Here is a 24,276-nt window from a genome sequence, read left to right as displayed (position 1 = left end):
CTTCACCCTGACCTTGTACCCATTCACCTGCAATCCAATGTGTCATTGTTTCTATCCTTAAATTCTGTCGTCTGTTACTGCGGAAGAAGGCGAACGAAATCCCCTTCTTCAACCGAAAGTGCATCCGCAACGTCTGGTGCAATCATCACGCTTTGTGTTTCTGCGTCATACGCCGCTTTAGTGACTGTCGCACGGAAGTTCTCGAAAGATGAATTACACATCAAGAAGTCTTGTGTGCTGGAATGTTCAGAGATTTTGACTTGCGCACGGAATGAATGACGTACCGACTCAATATTACGCAGATCACACTCAACCGTTGGGCCACCGTCGAAGATGTCGACGTAGCCTCGGTTGGTAAAACCTTCACGCTCAAGCAGCTTCAGCGCTGGACGCGTGTTGTCATGTACTTGACCAATCACGGCTTGCGCTTCTGGGCTGAGCAGATTGATGTAAATAGGCAGTTTCGGCATCAAGTCGGCGATAAAGCCTTTCTTGCCGATACCTGTCAGGTAATCTGCAAGCGTGAAATCGATAGAGAAGAAATGCTCTTGAAGCCATTGCCAGAATGGTGAATTACCCTCGTCGTCTGAAACGCCTCGCATCTCCGCAAAGATCGTTTCAGAGAAGCGCTCTGGGTGCTCTGCCATCATTAGGAAACGACACTTCGACATTAGACGACCATTCAGACCTTGGCGGAATTTCTCACGCAAGAACAAGGTACAAATTTCGCTGTTACCCGTGTAGTTATTACCAAAAGTAAGCAGTTTAACGACGTTGTTAACGCCAAGCTTTGGCGACGAGTGCACAACTTTACTAATGTGATATGAGTAAAATGGGACATCCCAGCCGATAGATGCTTCGATTCCGGTGGTACCCGCAACCTCACCCGTTTCAGAGTCAAAGCCAACCATCAGGTAGCCTTCATCGCCTGGTTCTGCCACATCTGGCTTACCAAAGCTGTACTCTGAATGTTTGATTCGATTGGTTAACAGTTCTTCGTTAACCGGTAGAGATGTAAATCCGTGACCAGACTCCACCGCACAAGTGTGCAGTGCGTCGTAATCCGACATCGCGATAGGGCGAACTACTAGCATCAATACTCCCTCCAGATGCAAGAAGATCCTAACTATATTGTAGGAACAATTCCCCCATCAGAGATCCTTGACGGGGGTGTCTGCGTTGACGTTTAAACTGATATCGCGCTTAAACTAAAGTCGCGATCGCTTTATCCAGTTTCGCCAAGCCTTCTTCAATTTCTTGTTGTGTGATAACGAGTGATGGTGTGAAACGTACGACATTGGCACCCGCAACCAATACCATGAGACCTTGTTTACCTGCAGCAACCAGCACGTCACGCGCACGGCCTTGCCATTCTTCATTTAGTGCAGCGCCAAGTAACAGGCCTTGACCGCGCACTTCTGAGAAGATGTTGTACTTCGCGTTGATCTTCTCTAGACCTTCACGGAACATTGCTTCGCGTTCTAGTACACCAGCCAAAACCTCTGGCTTAGTGACTTCATTTACAACCGCTTCTGCAACCGCACACGCTAGTGGGTTACCGCCATATGTAGAACCGTGAGTGCCCACTTTCATGTGCTCTGCCAATTTTGCTGTCGTTAGCATTGCACCGATTGGGAAACCGCCACCAAGTGATTTCGCAGTACTTAGAATATCTGGCGTGATACCTAAACCTTGGTAAGCGTAGAAGTTACCTGTTCGGCCATTACCAGTTTGCACTTCATCGAAGATCAGTAAGGCGTTGTGTTTGTCACACAGCTCGCGAACCGCTTGAGCGAACTCAGGCGTTGGTGGCACGATGCCGCCTTCACCTTGTAATGGCTCCATCATGACCGCACAAGTACGATCAGACATGTGTGCTTGTAAAGCTTCGATATCGTTGTAAGGAAGGTGTGTCACGTCGCCTGGCTTAGGACCGAAGCCGTCAGAGTATGCCGCTTGGCCACCAACCGTTACGGTAAAGAATGTACGACCGTGGAAACCTTGTTTGAATGCAATGATTTCAGATTTCTCAGTGCCATGAACGTCTGCTGCATAACGACGTGCCAGCTTCAAAGCGGCTTCGTTTGCTTCTGCGCCAGAGTTAGCAAAGAACACACGCTCAGCAAAACTCACTTCTGTTAGCTTTTTCGCCAGACGAAGGGCTGGTTCGTTCGTCATAACGTTACTTAAGTGCCAAAGCTTGTTAGCTTGCTCTGTTAGTGCGTTTACCATTACTGGATGACAATGGCCAAGACAGCTCACTGCAATACCACCAGCAAAGTCGATGTATTCATTACCTTCCTGATCCCAAACACGTGAACCTTCACCTTTAACAGGGATCATTTCCATCGGGTTATAGCAAGGTACCATTACCTCATCGAATAAACCGCGCTCTACTTTAATTTCCGTTGTCATTGCACATTCCTTCTTGATACCGCATGCGTAGCAGATAAGCGAATTTAACCGGCTCTCTTTGCCAGCAAATAATGTTTTGCATTTAAGCTATTGCGGCATTGTATTTACATTTAATTAACCATTTCAATAGTGATTTATTCTTTTCGTTCTCGAAAGTAACTTCCATTAATCACTGCTTATGACTATTTATGCATCAAGAAAGTAAAATAGAGAAGTGATTTTTTATAAATGTTATGTAATACAGGGGATAGAAGGTTTTAAAAGACATGAATAGACAAAGAGACTCGAGAGAATCGCATAGTTTTGCAATCCGCTCACCTCAGCAAAAAGATGAATGATTTGTTAAGAAAAGTGATCGCGATCAGATCGTTTTGCGTGCTAAAAAGTTCGCAAGCAACTCGTGACCTTGCTCAGTTTTGATTGATTCTGGGTGGAACTGCACCGCATCAATTGGCAAGGTTTTATGTTGGTAACCCATTATTTCATCCATGCTTCCGTCAGGCAGTTCTGTCCATGCAGTCAGTTCAAACACGTCGGGTAAAGTACCGTTTTTCACCACAAGAGAGTGATAACGGGTTACCGTGAGTGGGTTATTCAGATTTTTAAACACACTACGACCGTTGTGACGAATTGGTGAGGTCTTACCGTGCATCACTTGTCGTGCACGTACCACTTCGCCCCCAAACACTTGCGCTATCGCTTGATGGCCAAGACAAACACCCAATATTGGAAGCTTACCAGCGAAGTGTTCTATCGCTTTCAGTGAAATACCTGCTTCGTTCGGCGTACATGGCCCTGGCGAGATCACCAAATGAGTTGGGTTGAGCGCCTCAATGCCTTGGATATCGATTTCATCGTTACGCACCACCTTTACGTCTGCACCAAGCTCGCAGAAGTATTGGTAAAGGTTGTAGGTAAACGAATCATAATTATCGATAATTAACAGCATGGGACTACATCGTGGAAACCTGAAAGCGAGTATTGTGCCGCCTTTTTATCTAAACGCAAGTACGATCAGTTATTCCACCTCGGCTTGCAGGAACTTACTCAGCAGGCTTTCCAACGCATTTCTTTCTTCAGAGTCGAGACAAGTTAAGTGCTGTTCCATGCTCGCGACATGCGCTTCAAGCACCTGATCTAAAAAGGCAACACCGTCTTCCGTCAATGTCACTCGATTACTTCTGCGGTCGCTTTCGCTCGCTACGCGGTGCACCCAACCTTTTTGTACTAGGCCTTCTAATCGGGTACTTACCGCACCAGACGAAATCATCAACGTTTTGTACAACGTTGTCGGAGTGACGGGTTCGACGCTACGTCTTAACGTCGCCAGAATATCGAACTCAATCGCGCTGATCCCAGCATCACCGCACACTTGGCCATGGGCCTGTTCCCAGAAGTTTGCCGCGCGACGAATTCGCCCAACCACGCCCATCGAAGAACAATCTAAGTCAGGTCGTGCTTGCTGCCACTGCTGAAGAATCTTATCTACACCGTCCATTACATCATCCTCACGATCATCACTAACTAAAAATCTTTTCAAAAAGATACTTGACCAAAAGAAAAAACACCATTACTTTTAAAAAACAATCTTTCACGAAAGATACTTTTACAGGAGTTATTATGACCAGCGCAGAAAGGATTCAAGCAATACTGCTCACCGCGATTGCTCCCACCGTTTGGGGCAGCACCTATATCGTCACTACTGAGTTGCTACCCGCAGACAGTCCCCTGCTCGCTTCTGCGATACGCGCACTGCCTGCAGGATTACTGCTCATCGCGTATACACGCTGCTTTCCGAACCAGCAATGGTGGGGAAAACTCGCTTGCCTTGGAACGCTCAACATCGGGCTGTTTTTCTACTGTTTATTTTTTGCGGCGAGCTACCTGCCCGGAGGAACGGCGGCATTGGTCATGTCGAGCCAACCGATCATCGTGATGCTACTCAGTGGGCTGGTATTAAAAAGTAAGATCGCCTTGAGCCACTGCATCGCAGCAATCTTCGGGGTGCTTGGTGTAGCGCTTATCGTCATCAACGAAACGGTGCAGATCAGCGCGCAAGGAATTGTTCTGGCGGTACTAGGTACATTAAGCATGGCAAGTGGCGTGGTGCTCACCAAATACTGGGGACGTCCGGAGAATATGTCGACATTGGCGTTCACTGGCTGGCAACTCCTCGTCGGAGGCATCCTTTTATTACCTGCAGCGCTATGGTTTGAAGGTCTACCGGAGACCATTTCGCTAAAAAACTTGGCCGGATACAGCTACCTAACCATAGTGGGCGCGGTACTCGCTTACGCACTGTGGTTTAAAGGAATCGAGCGTCTTCCTGCAACAAACGTCGCGTTTCTAGGATTTCTGAGTAGCGTCTCGGCGAGCGTGTTGGGCTACGTATTTTTAGATGAAATACTCACACCACTGCAATTGTTAGGTGCAGGAGCAATACTGGTTTCGATCTTTTTGGCCTCCCATAGTCCTAAAGCTGCAAATGCATAACTCCAATAAACAAGATATAAAATTCAAAAGGAAATGATTATGAAACTAACGATTGTCTCTGGCAGCCAAAGGGCAAATTCACAAAGTCTCAACGTAGCTCGTTTTCTCAAACAGCACGGTTTGCAAGAATTCGACCAAGTGGAGATCCTCGACCTGCATGAACTGAACCTGCCATTTTGGAATGAAGGCGTTTGGCAAGGTATCCAAGAGTGGGATGTTTGGACACCAATCGCGCAAAAACTGCAAGAGTCTGACGCGTTTGTCTTTATCACACCGGAATAGCACGGGATGGCAACCCCTGCGCTGAAAAACTTCCTATTGCTGACGACAGCAAACGAACTGGCACATAAACCTGCACTATTGGTGAGTGTCAGCGTGAGTATCAACGGTGTTTACCCGATCAGCGAATTGCGCATGACCGGCAGCAAAAATAACCACGTGTGCTTTTTGCCTGACCACCTCATTGTGCGCAACAGCGATAAACTCATCGATCAAGATGCGAATAGCGATGACAGTGATTTTGTCGCTCGCACCCAATACACCTTGAAACTGCTCAGCTGTTACGCGAGCGCATTAGCACCAGTGCATCAGGACATGCTGCCGCTTGGTAAACCATTCACCTACGGGATGTAATCGTCATTTAAGCCGCTCAGTATTGGGCGGCGTTTAGTTTAACCTCTCTCCAAGCAACTATTAGCAACGCTAATAGTTTCAGTAGTAATCCGGTTTGTTTGAATTGTTTCAATAGTGTTAAATCATTCTCAATTAAAGGGGAGATGTATGAACATTATTGAAGTCTTAGAACCTTGGTTAGCCGACGCGATTAGTCTCCGTCATGCCATTCATAAACAACCAGAATTAGGTTTTGAAGAAAATAACACTCAAGCGTTAGTGGTTGCCGAGCTCGAAAAGTACGGCGTCGATGAAATCTGTACTGATTTCGCCAAAACGGGCGTGGTGGGTGTGATTCACGGCTCGCTCGGGGACGGAAAGAGCATCGGTCTTCGCGCCGACATGGACGCTCTACCCATCCATGAAGCCAACACATTTGCCCACCGTTCGTGCCACGACGGTAAAATGCACGCTTGTGGCCATGACGGTCACACCACTATGTTGCTACTCGCTGCGCGCTACTTGGCCCAGTCGCGTAACTTTGCAGGCAAAGCGGTGCTGATATTCCAACCGGCAGAAGAAGGTCGCGGTGGCGCCGAGACCATGATCACCGACGGCGTGTTAGAGCGCTTCCCGATCGACGAATGCTACGCTCTGCACAATATGCCGGGCATTCCTGAAGGGCATTTCGCATTTAAGACGGGGCCAATAATGGCGAGCTCTGACCGTCTGTTTGTCACTGTCGACGGAAAAAGTGGTCATGCTGGCTTACCACACACAACCCAAGATCCATTACTTGTCGCGACCCATATTTACCAAGGTATTCAAGGCATGGTCAGCCGCAACTACGACCCGTTTGATCCACTAGTGGTTTCGGTCACACAACTGCATTGTGGAGAAACAACCAACGCCATCGCCGACCAAGCTCATATGAGCGGTACGTTCCGTACTTTGTCTCAACAAACACGAGATAGCTTGGTTGAACGACTCGAGCAACTAGTAGCTCACAGCGCCAAGGCGCACGGGATGCAAGCAGAATTTAAACTCGGACCAATTTCTCACCCACCGACGGTTAACACAGAAAACGAAACTCAACGGGCGATCACCGCAGCGACTCAAACCGTTGGTGCTGAGCACGTTAACCCAAGCTGCGAAGCGATGCTGACCAGTGAAGACTTCGCCTTTTTCCTCAACAAAGTACCAGGTTGCTACGGCTTTATCGGCAACGGCACTGAGGAGCAAGGATGCAGCGTTGGCCTGCACAACAAAGCCTACGACTTTAACGATCGGCTGCTGCCGATTGGCGCGGCTTACTTTATCAATTTGATTGAACAGCAATAACAACAAATGAGGGGAAGTGACTCCCCTCTTTACACAAAGGAGTGTTCTAACAATGTCGACTGCAATTACGCAAAAATCGAGTTCAGGCGCGTCGATGATCAACCGCATTGAGCGACTGGGCGATAAAGTCCCTCATCCCTTCTATCTATTTATCTTCCTCTGCTTCAGCGTCATGTTGCTCTCTTGGCTATTCTCGTTTATCGGCGGCGGCGTGACCCATCCGTCTACGGGTGAAGTGGTGCACGTTAAGAGCCTGATCAGCGGCGAAGGTCTGGTTTATATCCTGCAATCGACGGTGAACAACTTCGTCTCGTTTAAACCACTCGGATTGGTCTTATGTATGATGCTAGCGGTGGGGCTATTGCAAGAAGTGGGCTTGGCCGACAGCGCAATCAAGCAATCATTGCTCAACGCGCCACGTCAGTTTGTCACCGCGTCGATTTTTGTCACTGGTATCATCGGTAACCTCGCCTCAGACGCTGCGTTCATTTTGGTTCCCCCTCTCGCAGGTCTGATTTTTGCGGCAACCCACCGCAACCCAATCGTCGGCATCGCCGCAGGTTTTGTCGCGGTCGCGGCTGGGTTTACCGCCAACCTATTTATTGCTGGCACCGATGTATTACTTTCCGGCATTTCAACCGAAGCGTCTGCCATCGTTGAACACGTCGAAGTCAGCCCGGCGGCAAACTGGTACTTTATGTTGCTTTCCGTTCCGATTTTAGTCGTCACAGGGACGCTCATCACCGACAAATACATCGAGCCTAAATTCGCGCATAAAATGACAACCAACCACGCCGATAGTGAACCGTCTTTTGAAATTACCACTAAGCAAAAGAGTGCGTTGAAATGGGCTGGAGCAACGTCTTTGGTGTTTATCGCTTTGCTTTTGGCCGCCCTGCTGCCAGCCGATTCACCTCTGCGTAATGCAGACGGCGGTTTGGTACCTTCACCTTTCCTAAAAGGGATTATCCCGATCATCATGGCATTCTTCTTTATGAATGCGGTGGTTTACGGCGTCAAAGCGGGTACGATCAAACAAGCCAGTGATATTCCTGACTTGATGTCCAAAGCGCTCAAGGGCGTTGGCGGCTACATTGTCTTGGTATTTGTGATTGCCCAGTTCATTGCTTGGTTTAAGTGGTCTAATTTAGCTATCTTTATTGCGGTGAATGGTGCGGAATGGATTTCGTCTGTCGAGATGCCAAAGCTGGCGATGATGGCGCTGTTTATGATGCTTGCTGGCGTGATGAACATGATTGTGTTTAGTGGTTCGGCGCAATGGGCGATCATGGCCCCGGTATTTATCCCACTCTTTATGTTACTTGGCGTAGACCCGCAAATTACGCAAATGGGCTACCGTATTGCCGACTCCACCACCAACATCATTTCACCGACCAATCCATATATTCCGATGGTACTGGCGCTGATCGCCAAATATAACCCGCAAGTGAAATTTGGTACTTTCCTCGCGATGATGGTGCCATACGCTCTGGTGCTATTTAGTGTTTGGGGCGGGCTATTCCTGATTTACATGCTGACAGGTTTACCCGTCGGGCCAATGTAACGTCGCTTAACGACTGGGGATAAACTCAGCAAAGCCCCAGTCGCTGACATGCTTTTTCAAAATCAAACTGAACTCATCGACTAACTCTCGATGAGTTTCTTTACGTGTAATGAGCCCTACTGAGCGGTACTGAACCGGTTGAACAATCGGAATAAAGCGAACTTCCACGTTGTTGCTCAACTCACCGATAGTGGAAGACAGAATCGTCGAACCTAGTCCGCTGGAAATCATCCCTAATAGCGTTGAGGTATGCGAAGCGCTCAACTCCGGATCATAGGTTAAACCAATGCGTTGAAACGCTTCGTCGGCAAGTGTGCGTAAACTGTTCCCGGGGCTGACACCAATCGACGCGTATTGATGCGCTTGTTCCCAACTGACTTGCTTATGCTCGGCGAGCGGATGGTCTTGCCGGCAAACAAAGCACAGGTAATCGCGAAACAGTAAATCAAAGTTCAATTCTGGGTGATTCGGATTGGTGTTGATGCCGATGTCTGCCTGCCCTTGTAGTACTGAATGGGTAATGTCATCAACCCGTTCTTCAATTAAGCGAAAAGTAAAATCTGGATAGCGCTTTTTCAGGTCATTGAGGGTTTTCGGCGCTAAGGATGCACACAACGTATATAGCGACGAAACCACCAGCGACTTGTTGTAGCCGTGCTGGCGGTCTTTGTTTTGCTGAACTAGTTTATCCAAGCGATTAACGATAAATCGCGCTTCCTGATACAACTGCTCGCCCGCTTCGGTGAGGATGATTTTCCTGCCTTGGCGCTGATAGAGTTCGCTGGCAAGTTGCTGGGTCAGCTTTTTCATCATCTGGCTCAACGCAGACTGGGTGATGTGCACCTTTTCAGCGGCATAAGTAAAATTTTGTTCCTCAGCCAAGGCGATAAAAGCTTTGAGCTGACGATAGCTAATGTCCATTTAGTAGTCTCACCCTTTGCTCTGCTGAAAAAGTATACCCAAACTTGGTAACTAATACGTCAATATGATTATCCATTTCTATATTTTTTCTGAATAAAAAGGCCAGCATAGGCTGGCCTTTGGTCTTTACAGCTATTTAGGAACTGTTTGTCAGGAAGTAAATTCGCTTAGCGGCGACGACGGAATAAGCCGAGACCTAGCAGCGCAAATAGAGCACCAAAACCAAACGAACCACCATCTGAATCCTTCGACCCTTCTGTTCCAGCTTCAGTTTGCGTCATTGAAACATCACGAACAGAGCTAAACTTCACGATATTACCTGTCGAGTCAGTCACTTTCTCTTCTAACTGATAATTACCTTGCTCTGGCGTTTGTTCAAACTCAATATTCACGCTACGCGCATCAATATCAGCTTGAACTAAAGTTTGGCTAGCCGAGTAAGCTTTCGTATCGCTGCTTGCCGCAGCCGCTTGTGTGGATGGCGTTAAGTTCACCGTAACAATATCGCCCACAACCGCCGTTGGTGGTAAACGGACATCGACGGCTAAGTTGTCACCTGCTTTCGGTAAATCGATGTCATCATCTGGTAAATCAATCGCGATGATCACTGGATCGTGGTCAGAGGCAGAGAACGCATCTTTGTACTTCGGCATATCACCTGTGTACTTGTTGCTGTATTCGAACAAGTTACTCTCTAGTGAGTTGATGTGCCAATCTTCAATTGCTACCACTTTTTGCGCTAGGCTGCTGCTTGCCAATGCGTGGTCCAAATTACCCAGCTCGCCCGAATAGGTGTAAGAAAACGTATCAGTACCGTGCAGCAACGTGTTTAAATTGTGCAGACCGTAACCTTTTTCAATTTTGGTCTTCTCTACTTGAAGTTCACCATCACCAATGGTTGTGTAAGCAGCAGTATAAATGTCACGGCCGTATTTCTCTTTCGAGTAATCAGTCAGTGTCAGAAGTGGGTCTTCCATGCCATAAGCATTGAGGTCGCCCATGAGCAATACATCGCCTTTCACCTCTTTCAACGCTTCACCCACTGCGTGCGCAGCAGAAACGCGGAAGTTGTTACAGTTGCCTTGCAGATCCGCTGGCTCAGAATCTTCTACACCAGCAATCCACTCTTCAATACACTCAGAGCCTTTCGACTTAAAGTGGTTTACGACAATAGACAAATCTTCACCCGTCTCTTTCACCGTAAAGGTCTGAAGTAGACTGTGGCGTTGGTACTTATCGTAAGCAGGGTTACTTTCTGTGCCCTCTTTACGAGTAATTGTGTTTTCTGCAATGTGCTGCTCTGGCGTGATGATCACTTTTGCAGCGTCTTTTGGCGTTACTGCGTTAGCACGATATAAAATCGCCACCATGATCGCATCACTGCCAAAGTATTCGTCTTGGTATTTGTCTTGCTCTTCGATTTCGACATACGTGTAATGAGCTTCAGCGTCATCAATCTCAGCATTTAGGGCATCAACTAAGTTTTGGATAGCACTGCCATCACCAAAGCCGTTGTTTTCCACTTCCATCAAACCAATGATGTCAGCGTCCATCTTGTTCATCGCCGCAACGATTTTCGCTTGTTGGATCAGGAACTCATCTAGGTTAGTCGCACCACGGTTTTGTCCGGTTGGGTTTTCATGGCCACTGTCAGCCACGGAGTTGAAGTAGTTCAGTACGTTGAAGCTTGCAATACGCAAATCTGAGTCCGCAATCGCTGGGGCATCTTTACGAGCCACATCGAAGCCTTCACCTGAAGTCACAAAGTTGGTGTTATCGACTTCATTGGTCGCAATCAGGCGGTATTCGTTGTAGCTGTAAGCCACGACACCCTGAAGACCTTCTACTCGAGAACCAAGGCGAATGTGCTGCTCTGAAGAGCCATCTTGGTCTGCATCTTTAGCAAAATCTGGGTAGTATGGGATTTGGCCGTTTGGTGCTTTGCCATCTGATTCTAGGTATACGCGGTTTGCTGCGTTGTCTTTTGCTAGCTCAACGGCTGCATCGCTCTCTGCCGCGTGTAATTGAGTCGGCTTTAACAATGGCGCTTCATGAGAGAGCATCATATTGTTACGACGTGAATCGTAGTCGTAAGAGAAGTTGCGAGTTACAAACAAGTCACTTGCCGAGGTCAACTCAACTTGCATCCCTTCATGACGCTCAAGCGCATCACGTAGTGTCTCACCTTCTTTGATAACAAGATCGGTAACTCGAGAGGTTTCAGAGGTGCCTGTTTTCACATAGCTGTTAGCATCAGAAGCAAGCTGAGTATTGCTGTAATACTCTTGAACTTTACCTTTCACACAAACAACGTCACCAGCTTTCAGCGCCGTGTCTGCCGCGTCAGTATGAATGAACAAGCCTTCTGAGGTCTTGTCGTTGTTGTCGCTTTCTAATGCTTGTAGGTAGAAACCTTTGGTTAGGCCAGTGGTAACAGCAGTCACGACACCAGTTACGAAATGATCTTCGTCAGTAATGTATGGGTAACCATCAATGAATGGAGACGTATCGCCTTCACCTTGAATATCTTGGATGGTAGTGAAGTTAGGTTGCTGACCGTCTACTTCACAAGCGAATGGTGCTGGTGGCTCAGTCGCATTTAGCTCACCAAGGCCGTCAATGTTGTCTTTCTCAAATGCCGTCCACTGAGATGCATCATAAGTAGCAGAAGGGGTTAGTGCATCACTGTTACGAACTAATGTGGTGTCTTTACCAAAATCTACGTCACCCATCACACCGATGATGTCGTGCACTTCACCATCTTTAAGCAGTGCGATCGGGTCGTCACCGTTAAAGTTCGCAACGCTTTTATCTGTGATATCCGAGACAGCTTTGATGGTATCGCTCGCGTCACCATGCGCCAGTACATACACTTGGTTAGCTTGTAGCGTCACTTGGCTAAGGTCGAATGTGCTACCCCAAGTACCACCACCGTTTGATGATTTCGCCAACTCGTAGCCAGTGAGTGTCACCGCAGTATCACCCGTATTAGCGATCTCTACCGCTTTATTATAAGCGCCGCCTTCTACGTATTGGGAAATAATAATCTCTGCGTTCGCGTTTGCACTAAGTGCACTGGCGATGGTTAATGCGAGTATTGAGGGTTTGATTAACGTGTCCATTGTCATACCTGATATTTATGTAAATGCAAACTTAGCTCTGGTTAGAGCCTGCCATTTGCGTCTACTATCAGGTTTATTTATGAAATAAATAAGAATGAGTAATTAAAGCCGTGAAATGAATCACATGTGAATATAAGAAAATATGCCAGAGCATCCCATTCAAACATTTTTTGTAATAAATACAGAGCGCTATTGATAAACAAGTCAGAATTTAGATTGATTACTCAGTTTACTTTTTCACTTCATGTTAAGGAGTAGAAAATACATCACTTGTTGAGTTGCTTATTAACCCAACCGTTCCTGTTACAAATAAAAAATATAATTAGTCACTAATTTAGAATGCTTTAATTTTCACTTGTATCACTGTTCAAGCCCAAGAATCTATTACTCGCTTCGTTCTCTCTTTTACAGGCCCCTCATACTTCAAAGTTTTCATGATTTATTCAATAACTTTTCATTACTCACTAGCCAAAAATATACACAAAAGATATAACACCTGCGCGAGACAACAAGATCTCATTAGCTGTAAACCCAGGAACGACAAATGAAAACAATTCAACGCAGTGTGCTAGCTATCTCCCTACTTGGCTTGATAGCGGGGTGTCAGTTGACCGCCAGTGAGCCACTTCAACCTACGGCGAATCAAGACATCATCGAATCAGCCAAAAATGAACTGGATGGTATTGAAGAACTAGAAGTCAGTGACGAGGGTGTTATTACCTTTACTCAACGTCTAAGAACGCCAGGAACCTACTGGATTCCAGCGAGAATTAAAGAACTCAGCTACGATATATCATGCGTACAGCTTAGTTACTTCATTGATAGAGGCATGGTTGTGAAGTCTGCCTTTCTAGGGGCTCGAGGACGTGTTGAATATTACGACATGGAACGCTGTATGAAAGACACGCCATTTCAGTAATACAGGCATAAAAAAGCTCCACCAAAGTGGAGCTTTTTCGTATTCGTTCTTAGCAACTATGGGCGAGCAACAAAACCTACTGCTTCGTATGCTTTCTTAAGCGTTTCAGCCGCTCGTGCCGAGGCTTTCTCAGCGCCTTGCTGCATTACCTCGTCCATGTAAGCACGATCAGCGCGAATACGGTGATATTCTGCTTGAATTGGCTCAAGCATTGCTACAACTGCCTCACCAACATCTTTCTTAAATGGGCCATACATTTCTACGCCTTGGTACTTCGCTTCAATCTCTTCGAAGCTCATGCCTGTCGCCGCAGAGTACAGACCCATTAGGTTAGCAATGCCCGCCTTGTTCTCGATATCATGACGGATACTTGGTGGCGTTTCGGTATCGGTTTGCGCTTTGTTGATCTTCTTAAGGATCGACTTAGGCTCTTCCAGTAGCGTGATAACGTTCTTACGGTTGTCATCAGATTTAGACATCTTCTTCGTTGCGTCTTGAAGGCTCATTACACGCGCATTTACTGTCGGAATGTAAGGCTCTGGAACTTGGAAGATTGGCTGCTCTGGCGAGTAAATATTGTTGAAACGCGTTGCGATATCGCGCGCTAATTCTAGATGTTGCTTCTGGTCACTGCCTACAGGTACTTGGTGTGCACCGTAAAGCAAAATGTCAGCCGCCATCAACACCGGGTAGTCAAATAGGCCGACGTTTACGTCATTCGCGTAACGTGCCGATTTGTCTTTAAACTGAGTCATACGGCTCAGCTCACCCATTTGAGTGTAACAGTTAAGAAGCCAACCTAATTGAGCATGCTCTGGTACATGTGACTGAACAAATAGCGTGCTCTTCTTCGGGTCAACACCAACTGCCAGACAAATTGCCAGTGCGTCTAGAGTTGCTTCATGCAGCGCTTTAGGGTCCTGACGAACCGTAATCGCGTGAAGGTCTACCACACAATATTGGCAATCATAATCGTCTTGCATCTGCTGCCATTGACGTAGAGCACCCAAGTAGTTACCGATACTTAGTTCACCTGAAGGTTGAACACCACTCAATACAATGGGTTTGCTCATTAGAATGATTCCTTTGACTTCTTAATCTAATTAAATGAAAAAAACCGTGCAGTAATAGGTGCACGGTTTACTCAGTGTACTCATTAACGAGTATTTTGGAAGCTCTTTTGTAGCCGTTATGCAGAAACCGCTACAACGTCCAATAATTCTGCCAAACTGTCAGCGACGAAATCTGGATTTGATGCTGAAATAGGTTCACCGTGGTTGTAACCATATGTCAGACCAAATGAGGCACAGCCTGCATTCTTTGCTGCGAGAATGTCGTTTTTCGAGTCGCCAACCATCAGCATTTCACTTGGTTGGATTTGGTGCTTTTCCATTAGCCAGTTCAATGCTACTGGGTTTGGTTTTTTCTCTGGGAATGCATCACCGCCAAGGACATCAACGAAGTATTTTGCGATGTCGTGCTTTTCCAAAACGTCAGGCACAAACTTTGAAGGTTTGTTGGTCACCAGCGCCATAACAAAGCCCGCTTTGTGCAGCTCTGCTAGTGTCTCTTTTACCGTTGGGTAAAGATGACTTAGCTTGTGACCGCTTTGCTCGTAGTAATCATCAAACAATACACGCGCTTTAGCACGAAGCTCTTCACTCAGCTCTGGGTTGATGGTCAGGCTTTGGCTTAATGAGCGACCAATAAGCACGTCTGCGCCGTTACCCACGTAATCACGAACTTGTTCTTCTGAAACCGATGGAAAGCCAAGCGCCTGTACTGCTTGGTCTGCCGCGACAGCTAGATCTGGCACGCTATCAAGCAAAGTGCCATCTAGATCGAAGGCGATGAATTTAATGTCTTGTTGAGTCATAACTTCCCTGAGGATTTTTATTTATAAATCGGTGAAAACGACAAAGGATGGCACCCCATCCTTTGTTTTTATCATTATGTCTGATTCGGCAGTAACTGTTTGTTTCGTCGTTACTTTGCAGCAATACGCTGACGAACTGCCTCAAACAAACAGATGCCGGATGCCACAGATACGTTCAAGCTTGAAACGCTACCAGCCATTGGGATCTTAATCAAATCGTCGCAGGTTTCACGAGTCAGACGACGCATACCGTCACCTTCTGCCCCCATTACGATAGCAAGGGGTCCAGTCAGTTTTGCTTGGTAGATGTCGTGCGTTGCTTCGCCCGCCGTACCAACAAACCAGATACCTTGCTCTTGCAGTGTACGCATAGTACGAGCCAAGTTAGTCACTCGGATCAATGGCACGACTTCAGCTGCACCACAAGCCACTTTGCTTACGGTTGCGTTCATCGGTGCAGAACGATCTTTCGGTACGATGATCGCCGCAGCACCTGCCGCATCTGCGTTACGTAAACACGCACCAAGATTGTGTGGATCGGTCACGCCGTCTAACACTAATAGCAGTGGTGATTCGTGCTGCGCCAGGATGTCATCTATATCGTTCTCATTCAGCTGCTTCGCTGGTTTCACACGAGCGATGATGCCTTGGTGATTTGCACCGCGCGCTTTGTCATCCAAGGTTTTACGTGTCATCTGCTGAATAGAAACGCCACAAACCTGAAGATCATTTAGGATTGGCATTAGGCGATCATCTTGACGACCTTTTAAAACGTACGCCTCGATAAAACGCTCTGGTTCGCGCTCCAATACCGCCTTCACTGCGTGAATGCCGTAGATAAATTCGTTACTCATTGTTTAACCTGTTGTTCTGGTCGTATTGCCTGCGCCAACCGAGTTTGAACTAAGTTGGCGCTTCAACCTACTGCGCTTCTTTTTTAGTGCGCTTGGTTTTCTTCGGCTTACTGTGCGGCTTCTTTTTACGTGCTTTTTTCACTTTAGGCTTCTCGTTGCCTTCGGCGTCACCACGTTTTGGGCCATTACGCTTACTCGTTGCACCCGTTTCTTCTGGGCGTTTAGTTGGCTCTATCGCAGGAACTGCACGAGCCGCGCCACCTTCTTTCGATGAAGAGCGAGTCGCAGCGCGTTTTTTATCTTTCGCTTTGCGTTTTGCTTCCGCTGCGCGTTTCTTCGCAGTCTTACCTTCGCCGCGTAGCTTACGACTTGTTTCGACCAATTCAAAGTCAATTTGCTTATCATCGAGGTTAACAGCCAGTACTTTTACTTTTACTGCATCACCTAAGCGGTAGATGTTACCGAAACTTTCACCAATAAGTCGTTGACCAATCGGGTCAAATTGATAGTAGTCGTTCGCAAGGGTAGAAATATGTACCAAACCATCGATGTGCAAATCCGTTAAACGTACAAAGAAGCCAAAGCTAGTGACATTAGCAATAACACCGTCTAGTTCGTCACCGACGTGGTCTTGCATATATTCACACTTCAGCCAATCCGCAACATCACGTGTTGCATCATCAGCACGGCGCTCTGTCATCGAACATTGTTCGCCGTAAAAATCCATGTCGTCAAACGAGTAATGATAGCCACCTGTTGGTGTCCAGCGATCTTGATTACGACCTTCTTCTTTAGCAATCAGATACTTGATTGCACGGTGAAGTAACAAGTCAGGGTAACGACGAATTGGCGACGTAAAGTGCGCATAGCGTTTCAATGCCAACCCAAAGTGCCCCGCGTTATCTGCGTTGTATACCGCTTGCTTCATTGAGCGTAGCAGCATGGTCTGAATCAACTCTTGATCTTGACGCCCGGAGATTTGACGTGCGAGATCAGCATAGTCCGTTGGTGAAGGCTCTAAACCACCTTTTAGCTCAAGACCAAGTTCACTTAAGAAGTCACGGAAACCTTGCAGGCGTAATTCACCTGGAGATTCGTGGATACGATAAAGCGCGGGCTCTTTCGCTTTTTCTACCAGCGATGCCGAAGCAATGTTGGCTAAAATCATACATTCTTCGATGATCTTATGCGCGTCATTACGAATTACTGGCTCAATACTTTCGATTTTACGTTCCGCATTGAAAATAAATTTGGTTTCAACGGTTTCAAATTCGATTGCACCGCGTTGATCTCGTGCTTCTTTCAGCACTTTGTACATCTTGTGCAACTCTTCTAGATGAGAAACAAGCGGCTGGTAGCGCTCACGTAGTTCTTCATCCCCTTCTAGAATCGCGCTCACTTTGCTATATGTGAGACGAGCGTGCGAGTTCATCACCGCCTCGTAATGCTTGTAACCAGACAGCTTACCTGTATCGGAAATGGTCATTTCGCACACCATACACAAGCGATCTACTTGCGGGTTAAGCGAACATAGGCCGTTCGATAGTACTTCTGGCAACATCGGCACAACTTGCGACGGGAAATATACTGAGTTACCACGATTGATCGCTTCTTTGTCCAACGCAGAGTCAGGACGAACGTAGTAACTGACGTCAGCAATCGCTACCCATAAACGCCAACCACCTTCTTTGTTCTTTTCACAGTAAACGGCATCATCAAAGTCTCGTGCGTCTTCGCCGTCAATGGTCACTAGTGGCAAATCACGTAGATCCACACGACCAACTTTGGCTTCTTCTGGTACTTCTTCGCCCAAGTTTTCGATTTGTTTATCGACGGCTTCTGGCCACTCGTGAGGAATTTGGTGTGTACGAATCGCAATTTGTGTTTCCATACCTGGTGCCATATTTTCACCAAGGACTTCAACCACTTTACCCATCATGCCGCGTGAGCGTGAGCCACGATCAGTAATTTCAATTACGACTACGTTACCCATGCGTGCACCCGCTTTGTGCTCATTTGGGATCAGGATATCTTGGCTGATACGCGAGTCATCTGGGACAACATAGGAGTATCCATATTCAAGGAAGAAACGACCAACGATTTGATCATTGCGCTCCTCTAGCACACGCACCAAACGTCCTTCACGGCGGCCGCGCTTGCTGTTGTCTGTCGGTTGCACTAAGACAAAATCACCGTGGATGATGTTCTTCATCTGATGGTGCGGTAACAGAATATCATCATCCTTGCCGACGCTGCCTTCTGGACGTACCCAACCATGTCCATCACGATGACCAATCACGTAACCTTTCACCATTTCAAGTTTTTCAGGCAATGCATAGCACTGACGGCGGGTAAACACCAGTTGGCCATCTCGCTCCATCGCACGTAGCCGACGACGCAACCCTTCGTATTGCTCTTCGCCCTCAAGCTTTAGTGCCTCAAACAAGTCGTTACGATTCATTGGAACGCCCGCTTGCTCTAGAAACTCGATGATAAACTCTCGGCTTGGAATTGGATTTTCGTAATTTTTGGATTCACGATCTGCAAAAGGATCGTTTGGAATATTGTCTGACATAGGCACGCCTATCTAGCAAGGAAGGTATGTGGCTAGTATATCTGAGTCTCTCGATAAGCTACAGAATTGCTTTGAAAAAAGAATGATCGAGATCGACTCTAGGCATGCAAATGAGTTAAGGACGAGCCAGCAAGATCAAAAGTTCAGAATTGTCACTGAGCAAGGATTCAATCGTGCAATCATCCAACTCCGCCAGAAAGGCACTTTTTGCTTTCGCCAATTTATCTTTGAGGCGGCAAGCAGGGGTAATATGGCAAAAATCCACACCACAGTTGACTAAATCTAACGGCTCTAAATCGCGCACAACACCACCGACTGTGATTTCAGATGCTGGCTTCATCAGCCGGATACCACCGTTTTTTCCGCGCACGGTATGGACATAACCCAACTGTCCTAACCGATTGATAACTTTAACCATATGGTTGCGCGACACACCAAATAAATCCGTCACTTCGGTAATGCTGGTTAACTCATCTTCCGGCAACGAAGCCAAGAAAATTAAGGTTCTCAACGCATAATCAGTGAAACTAGTTAACTGCATATTCTCTCCCAAAGTGCGACTCAATAACCCGCTGGTGATACTAAAACCCCAAACTTGAGCTATCGATAAAAGTGTAAATCTTTTCTTGATCGAAAGATACATTTGAGATACAACTTTAAACATGCATTATAAATACAACTTAAAGTAGGAAGCCCTTATGCTCAGCAATCAAACTATCGAGATCGTCAAAGCGACCGCACCACTCATCGCCGAAACAGGACCAAAACTGACCGCGCACTTTTACGAGCGTATGTTTACTCATAACCCTGAGTTGAAAGATATTTTTAACATGAGTAACCAGCGTAACGGCGATCAGCGTGAAGCATTATTCAACGCCATCTGTGCCTATGCTGCCAATATTGAAAATTTGCCAGCTCTGCTTGGCGCAGTAGAGAAAATTGCGCATAAGCACACGAGCTTTTTGATCACAGAAGATCAGTACCAAATCGTTGGTAAGCATTTACTTGCAACAATCGATGAGCTTTTTAATCCAGGTCAAGAGGTGTTGGATGCTTGGGCTGAGGCTTACGGCGTACTTGCGAATGTATTTATTCAGCGCGAAGAACAAATTTACCAACAAAATGAAGCTTTGGAAGGCGGCTGGCGCGGTCTACGCGAATTTGAATTAGTCGATAAAAAGATTGAGAGCAAACACATTTGCAGCTTTGTGTTCAAGCCAACCGATGGCCAAAAAGTGGCGCCGTATAAACCGGGACAATACCTTGGCATCTACATCAACAGTGACCAGTTAGAAAACCAAGAAATTCGCCAATATAGCCTGTCTTCTGCGGTCCAAGAGAACACCTACCGTATCTCAGTAAAACGTGAAGAAGGCGGAAAAGTGTCGAACTACCTGCACGATAGCCTGAACATTGGCGAAAAAGTGCAGCTTGCAGCCCCTGCCGGTGATTTCTTTATGGATGCCGAACCACAAACACCCGTTGTTCTAATTTCTGCTGGTGTGGGACTTACTCCAACGCTGTCAATGCTAGAAAGTCTCTCAGCACATCAAGCACCTGTAACTTGGGTTCATGCAACAGAAAATGGCCAACAGCATGCTTTCAAGCAACACGTAAACCAACTCGTTGCAGAAAAAGAAAATATGAACGCGCTCGTTTGGTATAACCAACCAACGGCAGAAGACAAGCTAGGCGAAGACTTCCACTTCACGGGCTTTGTCAATCTGTATGAAATTGAAGCTGCATTAAAGCAAGATAACGTGCAGGTATACTTCTGTGGTCCTGTAGGATTTATGCAGCACGTAGCGAAACAGCTATTAGAACTTGGCGTACCAGAAGAGCAATTCCATTACGAATGCTTCGGTCCACACAAAGTGGTTTAAGCGCTACCAACTATCGGGAAAACAACAAAGCCCACGTGACGTGGGCTTTGTTGTATGAAGTTGTTTGCAATATTGAAGCGTTACCAAAAGGTGTCTCGCCGTTTAGCTCGAGCAATAACGTTTTGTGGCATGCGCTGTTCAAGGCCGTTTCTCAATACAGTTATGCGCTTATGCTGCCGCTTATCTGCTGTGACAGAGTTATATAACCAACGATACGCATCTTCGTAATCGAGTGGACTGCCATAATCACGTAAAAGCAACTCGGCCAGATGAATACGCGCGTTTAGGTTTCCCATTGACGCAGCTTCTCGCAAATATGGAATTGCACGTTCTTTATCTTGCTGTACTAAAGTGCCACGCGAATAGTATCGGCCAATCTGCTCTAGTGCAGCTGGTAACCCCTGATGCGCTGCATTTTCGATGTAGTAAAGACCCAGTTCGACATCTTGCTCGACACACACACCCCAAGCCAACATATCTCCGTACAGAAATTCATAAGCGGGTAAGTTAATTCGAGTCGCACGAGCTACGATATCCTCCACCAGCTGGCAGTTATCAGCGCGCACACGTTGTAAGTGCTTATTTTGCTCAATAAGCTTTATCAGCTCTGCTTCGGTATAGATCGGAACTGGTGCCCCCACATCAGCAACATTGGCTTTCACTGTGGTAGCAACCAAGGTCAACAACAGTGAAGCAGCCACTGTTCGTAACTTCATAAACGTACCCTTAAGGTATCTAAGAAACCAAAGATCGGTGAAGGATCTCCTCTGCTTGATAACCTTATCGGCAAAAAACAGCTAAGCTTTAGACAATTTTTGCCTCTGATTTAGGCTCAGCGGCAAAAGCTTGCCATATGAGAGTCACGCTGTTTTTGTTCAGATACAAAAAAGCCGACCAGAAGGTCGGCTTTTGCAATCTTTAACGGCTATCAATTAAGCTTCGAATGGGTGAACTTTGATGATAGTTTCGTTACGGTCAGGACCTGTAGAGATGATGTCTACTGGAACGCCAGTTAGCTCTTCAATACGCTTGATGTAGTCAAGAGCGGCTTGTGGTAGAGCATCTAGTGACTTAGCACCAAATGTGTTCTCAGACCAACCAGGCATTGTTTCGTAGATTGGCGTTGCTTTTTCGAATGCTTCAGCAGCCATCGGAGAAACTTCTAGCACGGAGCCATCTTCCATCTTGTAACCAGTACAGATTTTTAGCTCTTCTAGACCATCTAGTACGTCTAGTTTAGTTAGACAGAAACCAGATACAGAGTTGATTTGGATTGCACGACGCATAGCAACAGCATCGAACCAACCTGTACGACGTAGACGACCAGTTGTCGCACCGAACTCGTGGCCAACTTCACCTAAGTGCTTACCAATTGGATCTTGCTTATCTAAACCGTCGTATAGTTCAGTCGGGAATGGACCAGCACCAACGCGAGTACAGTACGCTTTTGCGATACCCAAGATGTAACCGATGTGACGAGGACCAAAACCAGAACCTGCAGCAACACCACCAGCAGTCGTGTTAGAAGACGTTACGTACGGGTAAGTACCGTGGTCGATATCAAGTAGTGTACCTTGTGCACCTTCGAACATGATCTTGTCGCCGCGCTTACGTGCTGCGTCTAGTTCGTCAGTTACGTCGATAACCATTGACGTTAGTAGTTCAGCGTAGCCTTTAGCTTGCTCAAGTACTTCTTCGTAGCTTACTGGTTCCGCTTTGTAGAAGTTAACTAGTTGGAAGTTATGGAACTCCATGACTTCTTTTAGCTTCTCTGCGAAAGTCGCCATATCGAATAGGTCGCCAACGCGTAGACCACGACGAGCAACTTTATCTTCGTATGCTGGACCGATACCACGACCAGTAGTACCGATAGCTTTTTTACCGCGAGCGATTTCGCGAGCTTGGTCCATTGCAACGTGGTAAGGAAGAATTAGCGGACATGCTTCAGAAATGAAAAGACGCTCGCGTACTGGAATACCGCGCTCTTCAAGAGGCTTCATTTCTTTAAGTAGAGCTTCAGGTGATAGTACAACACCGTTACCGATAACACATTTTACGTTATCGCGAAGGATACCTGATGGAATTAAGTGAAGAACGGTTTTTTCACCGTCAATTACGAGAGTGTGACCTGCGTTGTGACCGCCTTGGTAGCGTACCACGTATTTTGCATCTTCAGTTAAAAGGTCTACGATTTTACCTTTACCTTCGTCACCCCATTGGGTGCCTAGAACGACTACGTTATTTCCCATCTTTCCAAGTCTGATTGCTAGTTAAAAATGGATTCTAGCACCGAATCACGCTTCTTGCAGTCATTTTTTGTTCACAGAGTTGCTACCAGAATGTCATCTTGCCGCTTTGTTCATTTTGAAATCAGCATATCACTGATAGTATTTAGCTTTCTCTATTCGACTGGAAAGCGCTATGTCTGAATCCATATGGTTGGCGATTGGGCTCGTCTTGATCGTGGAAGGCATTGGGCCACTGATTGCTCCTAACGGTTGGCGGAATATGGTGGCTCAATTAAGTGAACAACCCAACAATCAGCTACGACGCATCGGTGGCTGCCTAGTAGTTGCTGGAGCCGTCATCGCCATCATGATGAGCTAGCACTTAGCATCAGATACAAAAAAGGCTCCCTAAGGAGCCTTTTATTTCAATGAGACGCGGAGATTATTTCTCCATGCTGCCCTTCGACTGGTTCATGTATTGGAAGAACTCACTCTTCGGATCAAGCACCAGAATATCGCTCTTAGAGCTGAAGGACTTCTCATACGCACGTAGCGAACGTAGGAAGCTAAAGAACTCAGGGTCTTTGTTGTATGCTTCAGCATAAATCTTCGCAGCTTCAGCATCCGCCTCACCTCGTGTCACACGCGCAGTTTTATCAGCTTCAGCTAGAATAGTTGCTACTTCTAGTTCTGCTTGAGCACGAATAACTTCCGCTTTTTCACGACCTTGAGAACGGTGCTTACGAGCAACGGACTCACGCTCCGCACGCATACGACGGTAGATAGACTCACTGATTTCATCAGGCAGGTTGATTTTCTTCATTCGGAAATCAACGACACGAACACCCAAGTCTTTCATTGCGCTTTCACGCGTGTCTTTCAATACTTCAGACATGATTAGGTCGCGTTCACCATCAATCTCAAGCGCCTCACGAGCCGCTTCAGTTGCGACAACATCGGCACTTGCGTCTTCTGGTAGCACATCATCGTTACGTGGACCAGATACGATCTGTTTGATTTCACGAGCACCGATTTCAGAACGAAGCACGTCCGTCACTTTACGCTCAAGTAGTGCCTCTGCCGTTAGCGAGTTACCACCGCCAGTCGCGAGGTAGTAGCGACCAAAATCTTCAATACGCCACTTCACGTAGGTATCAATGATAACGTCTTTTTTCTCAGACGTTACGAAACGGTCTGCACGGCCATCCATTGTTTGGATACGTGCATCAAGTTGTTTCACACGGTCAAACAAAGGCATCTTGAAATGCAGACCAGGCTCGTAAATTCGAGTGATGTCGTTGTTGTCTTTCAAGACACGACCAAATCGAACCACGATACCACGCTCACCTTCAGGAATCACAAACAAAGACATCAACATTAATGCCAGTGCGATTACCAGTACAGGGATCATTAACTTACGCATTCTTAGTATCTCCCTTGACGTGAACCTGTTGAACGAGACTGCGTGTTCGA

20 protein-coding genes and 1 pseudogene are annotated in these 24,276 nt (G+C 46.7%); 7 read left to right on the top strand and 14 right to left on the bottom strand.

Annotated elements, in window-relative coordinates; all coding sequences use genetic code 11:
- Positions 1-74: 74 nt before the first annotated feature.
- From astA to R8N28_RS21705, 4 genes are all read right to left on the bottom strand, one after another.
- On the bottom strand, positions 75-1,094 hold the full coding sequence (gene astA, locus R8N28_RS21720) for an arginine N-succinyltransferase (RefSeq protein ID WP_005381422.1): 1,020 nt from the start codon (positions 1,092-1,094) through the stop codon (positions 75-77).
- 109 nt (positions 1,095-1,203) lie between these two features.
- A complete protein-coding gene (locus R8N28_RS21715; protein ID WP_005381420.1) occupies positions 1,204-2,415 on the bottom strand; it encodes an aspartate aminotransferase family protein in 1,212 nt (403 codons plus the stop codon).
- 361 nt (positions 2,416-2,776) lie between these two features.
- Positions 2,777-3,364: an aminodeoxychorismate/anthranilate synthase component II gene (locus R8N28_RS21710; protein ID WP_065274924.1), complete on the bottom strand. Its 588-nt coding sequence runs from the start codon at positions 3,362-3,364 to the stop codon at positions 2,777-2,779.
- A 69-nt stretch (positions 3,365-3,433) separates the two neighbouring features.
- The gene (locus tag R8N28_RS21705; RefSeq protein ID WP_005381417.1) at positions 3,434-3,913 is read right to left on the bottom strand and encodes a MarR family winged helix-turn-helix transcriptional regulator; all 480 of its coding nucleotides are present in this window, start codon (positions 3,911-3,913) and stop codon (positions 3,434-3,436) included.
- Positions 3,914-4,035: 122 nt separating this feature from the next.
- Here R8N28_RS21705 and R8N28_RS21700 point away from each other — a divergent pair, with 122 nt between their 5' ends.
- The 4 genes and pseudogenes from R8N28_RS21700 to R8N28_RS21685 all read left to right on the top strand — a co-directional run bounded on the left by R8N28_RS21700 (position 4,036) and on the right by R8N28_RS21685 (position 8,425).
- Entirely contained in the window at positions 4,036-4,908 is an 873-nt protein-coding gene (locus R8N28_RS21700; protein ID WP_005381415.1) for an EamA family transporter, read from the top strand.
- Positions 4,909-4,947: 39 nt separating this feature from the next.
- Positions 4,948-5,541, top strand: a pseudogene (locus R8N28_RS21695) (NADPH-dependent FMN reductase).
- Between the two features lie 147 nt (positions 5,542-5,688).
- The gene (locus tag R8N28_RS21690; RefSeq protein WP_065274925.1) at positions 5,689-6,861 is read left to right on the top strand and encodes a M20 aminoacylase family protein; all 1,173 of its coding nucleotides are present in this window, start codon (positions 5,689-5,691) and stop codon (positions 6,859-6,861) included.
- 52 nt (positions 6,862-6,913) lie between these two features.
- The gene (locus tag R8N28_RS21685) at positions 6,914-8,425 is read left to right on the top strand and encodes an AbgT family transporter (protein WP_065274926.1); all 1,512 of its coding nucleotides are present in this window, start codon (positions 6,914-6,916) and stop codon (positions 8,423-8,425) included.
- Positions 8,426-8,431: 6 nt separating this feature from the next.
- Here R8N28_RS21685 and R8N28_RS21680 read toward each other — a convergent pair whose 3' ends face one another.
- Positions 8,432-9,346, bottom strand: a complete 915-nt coding sequence (locus tag R8N28_RS21680) for a LysR family transcriptional regulator (protein WP_033907171.1) — start codon at positions 9,344-9,346, stop codon at positions 8,432-8,434.
- Between the two features lie 167 nt (positions 9,347-9,513).
- Positions 9,514-12,468 (bottom strand): ExeM/NucH family extracellular endonuclease, encoded by a 2,955-nt coding sequence (locus R8N28_RS21675; RefSeq protein WP_065274927.1) that lies wholly within the window; start codon positions 12,466-12,468, stop codon positions 9,514-9,516.
- A gap of 544 nt (positions 12,469-13,012) precedes the next feature.
- On the opposite strand from R8N28_RS21675, the gene R8N28_RS21670 reads away from it, so the two are divergent.
- Entirely contained in the window at positions 13,013-13,387 is a 375-nt protein-coding gene (locus R8N28_RS21670; protein ID WP_053303037.1) for a hypothetical protein, read from the top strand.
- A 56-nt stretch (positions 13,388-13,443) separates the two neighbouring features.
- Here R8N28_RS21670 and trpS read toward each other — a convergent pair whose 3' ends face one another.
- From trpS to nsrR, 5 genes are all read right to left on the bottom strand, one after another.
- On the bottom strand, positions 13,444-14,460 hold the full coding sequence (trpS, locus tag R8N28_RS21665; protein ID WP_005381398.1) for a tryptophan--tRNA ligase: 1,017 nt from the start codon (positions 14,458-14,460) through the stop codon (positions 13,444-13,446).
- Positions 14,461-14,576: 116 nt separating this feature from the next.
- Positions 14,577-15,263 (bottom strand): phosphoglycolate phosphatase, encoded by a 687-nt coding sequence (locus R8N28_RS21660; RefSeq protein ID WP_005382834.1) that lies wholly within the window; start codon positions 15,261-15,263, stop codon positions 14,577-14,579.
- Positions 15,264-15,373: 110 nt separating this feature from the next.
- A complete protein-coding gene (gene rlmB, locus R8N28_RS21655; RefSeq protein WP_017633733.1) occupies positions 15,374-16,117 on the bottom strand; it encodes a 23S rRNA (guanosine(2251)-2'-O)-methyltransferase RlmB in 744 nt (247 codons plus the stop codon).
- A 67-nt stretch (positions 16,118-16,184) separates the two neighbouring features.
- Positions 16,185-18,692, bottom strand: coding sequence for a ribonuclease R (rnr, locus tag R8N28_RS21650; RefSeq protein WP_017821742.1), 2,508 nt, complete (start codon positions 18,690-18,692; stop codon positions 16,185-16,187).
- Positions 18,693-18,807: 115 nt separating this feature from the next.
- A complete protein-coding gene (gene nsrR, locus R8N28_RS21645) occupies positions 18,808-19,233 on the bottom strand; it encodes a nitric oxide-sensing transcriptional repressor NsrR (protein WP_005381392.1) in 426 nt (141 codons plus the stop codon).
- A gap of 157 nt (positions 19,234-19,390) precedes the next feature.
- On the opposite strand from nsrR, the gene hmpA reads away from it, so the two are divergent.
- Positions 19,391-20,575, top strand: a complete 1,185-nt coding sequence (hmpA, locus tag R8N28_RS21640; RefSeq protein WP_065274928.1) for an NO-inducible flavohemoprotein — start codon at positions 19,391-19,393, stop codon at positions 20,573-20,575.
- Positions 20,576-20,655: 80 nt separating this feature from the next.
- Here hmpA and motX read toward each other — a convergent pair whose 3' ends face one another.
- Both motX and R8N28_RS21630 read right to left on the bottom strand, forming a co-directional pair.
- Positions 20,656-21,291, bottom strand: a complete 636-nt coding sequence (gene motX, locus R8N28_RS21635; RefSeq protein WP_005381388.1) for a flagellar protein MotX — start codon at positions 21,289-21,291, stop codon at positions 20,656-20,658.
- 216 nt (positions 21,292-21,507) lie between these two features.
- Positions 21,508-22,824, bottom strand: coding sequence for an adenylosuccinate synthase (locus R8N28_RS21630; RefSeq protein ID WP_005381385.1), 1,317 nt, complete (start codon positions 22,822-22,824; stop codon positions 21,508-21,510).
- Between the two features lie 172 nt (positions 22,825-22,996).
- Here R8N28_RS21630 and R8N28_RS21625 point away from each other — a divergent pair, with 172 nt between their 5' ends.
- Positions 22,997-23,182, top strand: coding sequence for a DUF2065 domain-containing protein (locus R8N28_RS21625; protein WP_005381383.1), 186 nt, complete (start codon positions 22,997-22,999; stop codon positions 23,180-23,182).
- 63 nt (positions 23,183-23,245) lie between these two features.
- Here R8N28_RS21625 and hflC read toward each other — a convergent pair whose 3' ends face one another.
- Complete coding sequence (gene hflC, locus R8N28_RS21620) at positions 23,246-24,226, bottom strand: protease modulator HflC (protein WP_005381382.1); 981 nt, start codon at positions 24,224-24,226, stop codon at positions 23,246-23,248.
- Positions 24,227-24,276 lie beyond the last annotated feature (50 nt).

The sequence above is a fragment of the Vibrio sp. Vb1554 genome (assembly GCF_033344235.1).
Note: the sequence above shows the minus strand (reverse complement) of the source record. Positions and strands in the feature narration are given on the sequence as shown.

Excerpts from the sequence above, each read along its gene's own strand:
- hmpA (WP_065274928.1), top strand. The coding sequence starts at position 19,391 with ATGCTCAGCAATCAAACTATCGAGATCGTCAAAGCGACCGCACCACTC.
- astA (WP_005381422.1), bottom strand. The coding sequence starts at position 1,094 with ATGCTAGTAGTTCGCCCTATCGCGATGTCGGATTACGACGCACTGCAC.
- R8N28_RS21660 (WP_005382834.1), bottom strand. The coding sequence starts at position 15,263 with ATGACTCAACAAGACATTAAATTCATCGCCTTCGATCTAGATGGCACT.
- rlmB (WP_017633733.1), bottom strand. The coding sequence starts at position 16,117 with ATGAGTAACGAATTTATCTACGGCATTCACGCAGTGAAGGCGGTATTG.
- R8N28_RS21690 (WP_065274925.1), top strand. The coding sequence starts at position 5,689 with ATGAACATTATTGAAGTCTTAGAACCTTGGTTAGCCGACGCGATTAGT.
- R8N28_RS21685 (WP_065274926.1), top strand. The coding sequence starts at position 6,914 with ATGTCGACTGCAATTACGCAAAAATCGAGTTCAGGCGCGTCGATGATC.
- R8N28_RS21630 (WP_005381385.1), bottom strand. The coding sequence starts at position 22,824 with ATGGGAAATAACGTAGTCGTTCTAGGCACCCAATGGGGTGACGAAGGT.
- R8N28_RS21705 (WP_005381417.1), bottom strand. The coding sequence starts at position 3,913 with ATGGACGGTGTAGATAAGATTCTTCAGCAGTGGCAGCAAGCACGACCT.
- rnr (WP_017821742.1), bottom strand. The coding sequence starts at position 18,692 with ATGTCAGACAATATTCCAAACGATCCTTTTGCAGATCGTGAATCCAAA.
- nsrR (WP_005381392.1), bottom strand. The coding sequence starts at position 19,233 with ATGCAGTTAACTAGTTTCACTGATTATGCGTTGAGAACCTTAATTTTC.
- motX (WP_005381388.1), bottom strand. The coding sequence starts at position 21,291 with ATGAAGTTACGAACAGTGGCTGCTTCACTGTTGTTGACCTTGGTTGCT.
- R8N28_RS21710 (WP_065274924.1), bottom strand. The coding sequence starts at position 3,364 with ATGCTGTTAATTATCGATAATTATGATTCGTTTACCTACAACCTTTAC.
- R8N28_RS21700 (WP_005381415.1), top strand. The coding sequence starts at position 4,036 with ATGACCAGCGCAGAAAGGATTCAAGCAATACTGCTCACCGCGATTGCT.
- hflC (WP_005381382.1), bottom strand. The coding sequence starts at position 24,226 with ATGCGTAAGTTAATGATCCCTGTACTGGTAATCGCACTGGCATTAATG.
- trpS (WP_005381398.1), bottom strand. The coding sequence starts at position 14,460 with ATGAGCAAACCCATTGTATTGAGTGGTGTTCAACCTTCAGGTGAACTA.
- R8N28_RS21680 (WP_033907171.1), bottom strand. The coding sequence starts at position 9,346 with ATGGACATTAGCTATCGTCAGCTCAAAGCTTTTATCGCCTTGGCTGAG.
- R8N28_RS21675 (WP_065274927.1), bottom strand. The coding sequence starts at position 12,468 with ATGGACACGTTAATCAAACCCTCAATACTCGCATTAACCATCGCCAGT.
- R8N28_RS21670 (WP_053303037.1), top strand. The coding sequence starts at position 13,013 with ATGAAAACAATTCAACGCAGTGTGCTAGCTATCTCCCTACTTGGCTTG.
- R8N28_RS21625 (WP_005381383.1), top strand. The coding sequence starts at position 22,997 with ATGTCTGAATCCATATGGTTGGCGATTGGGCTCGTCTTGATCGTGGAA.
- R8N28_RS21715 (WP_005381420.1), bottom strand. The coding sequence starts at position 2,415 with ATGACAACGGAAATTAAAGTAGAGCGCGGTTTATTCGATGAGGTAATG.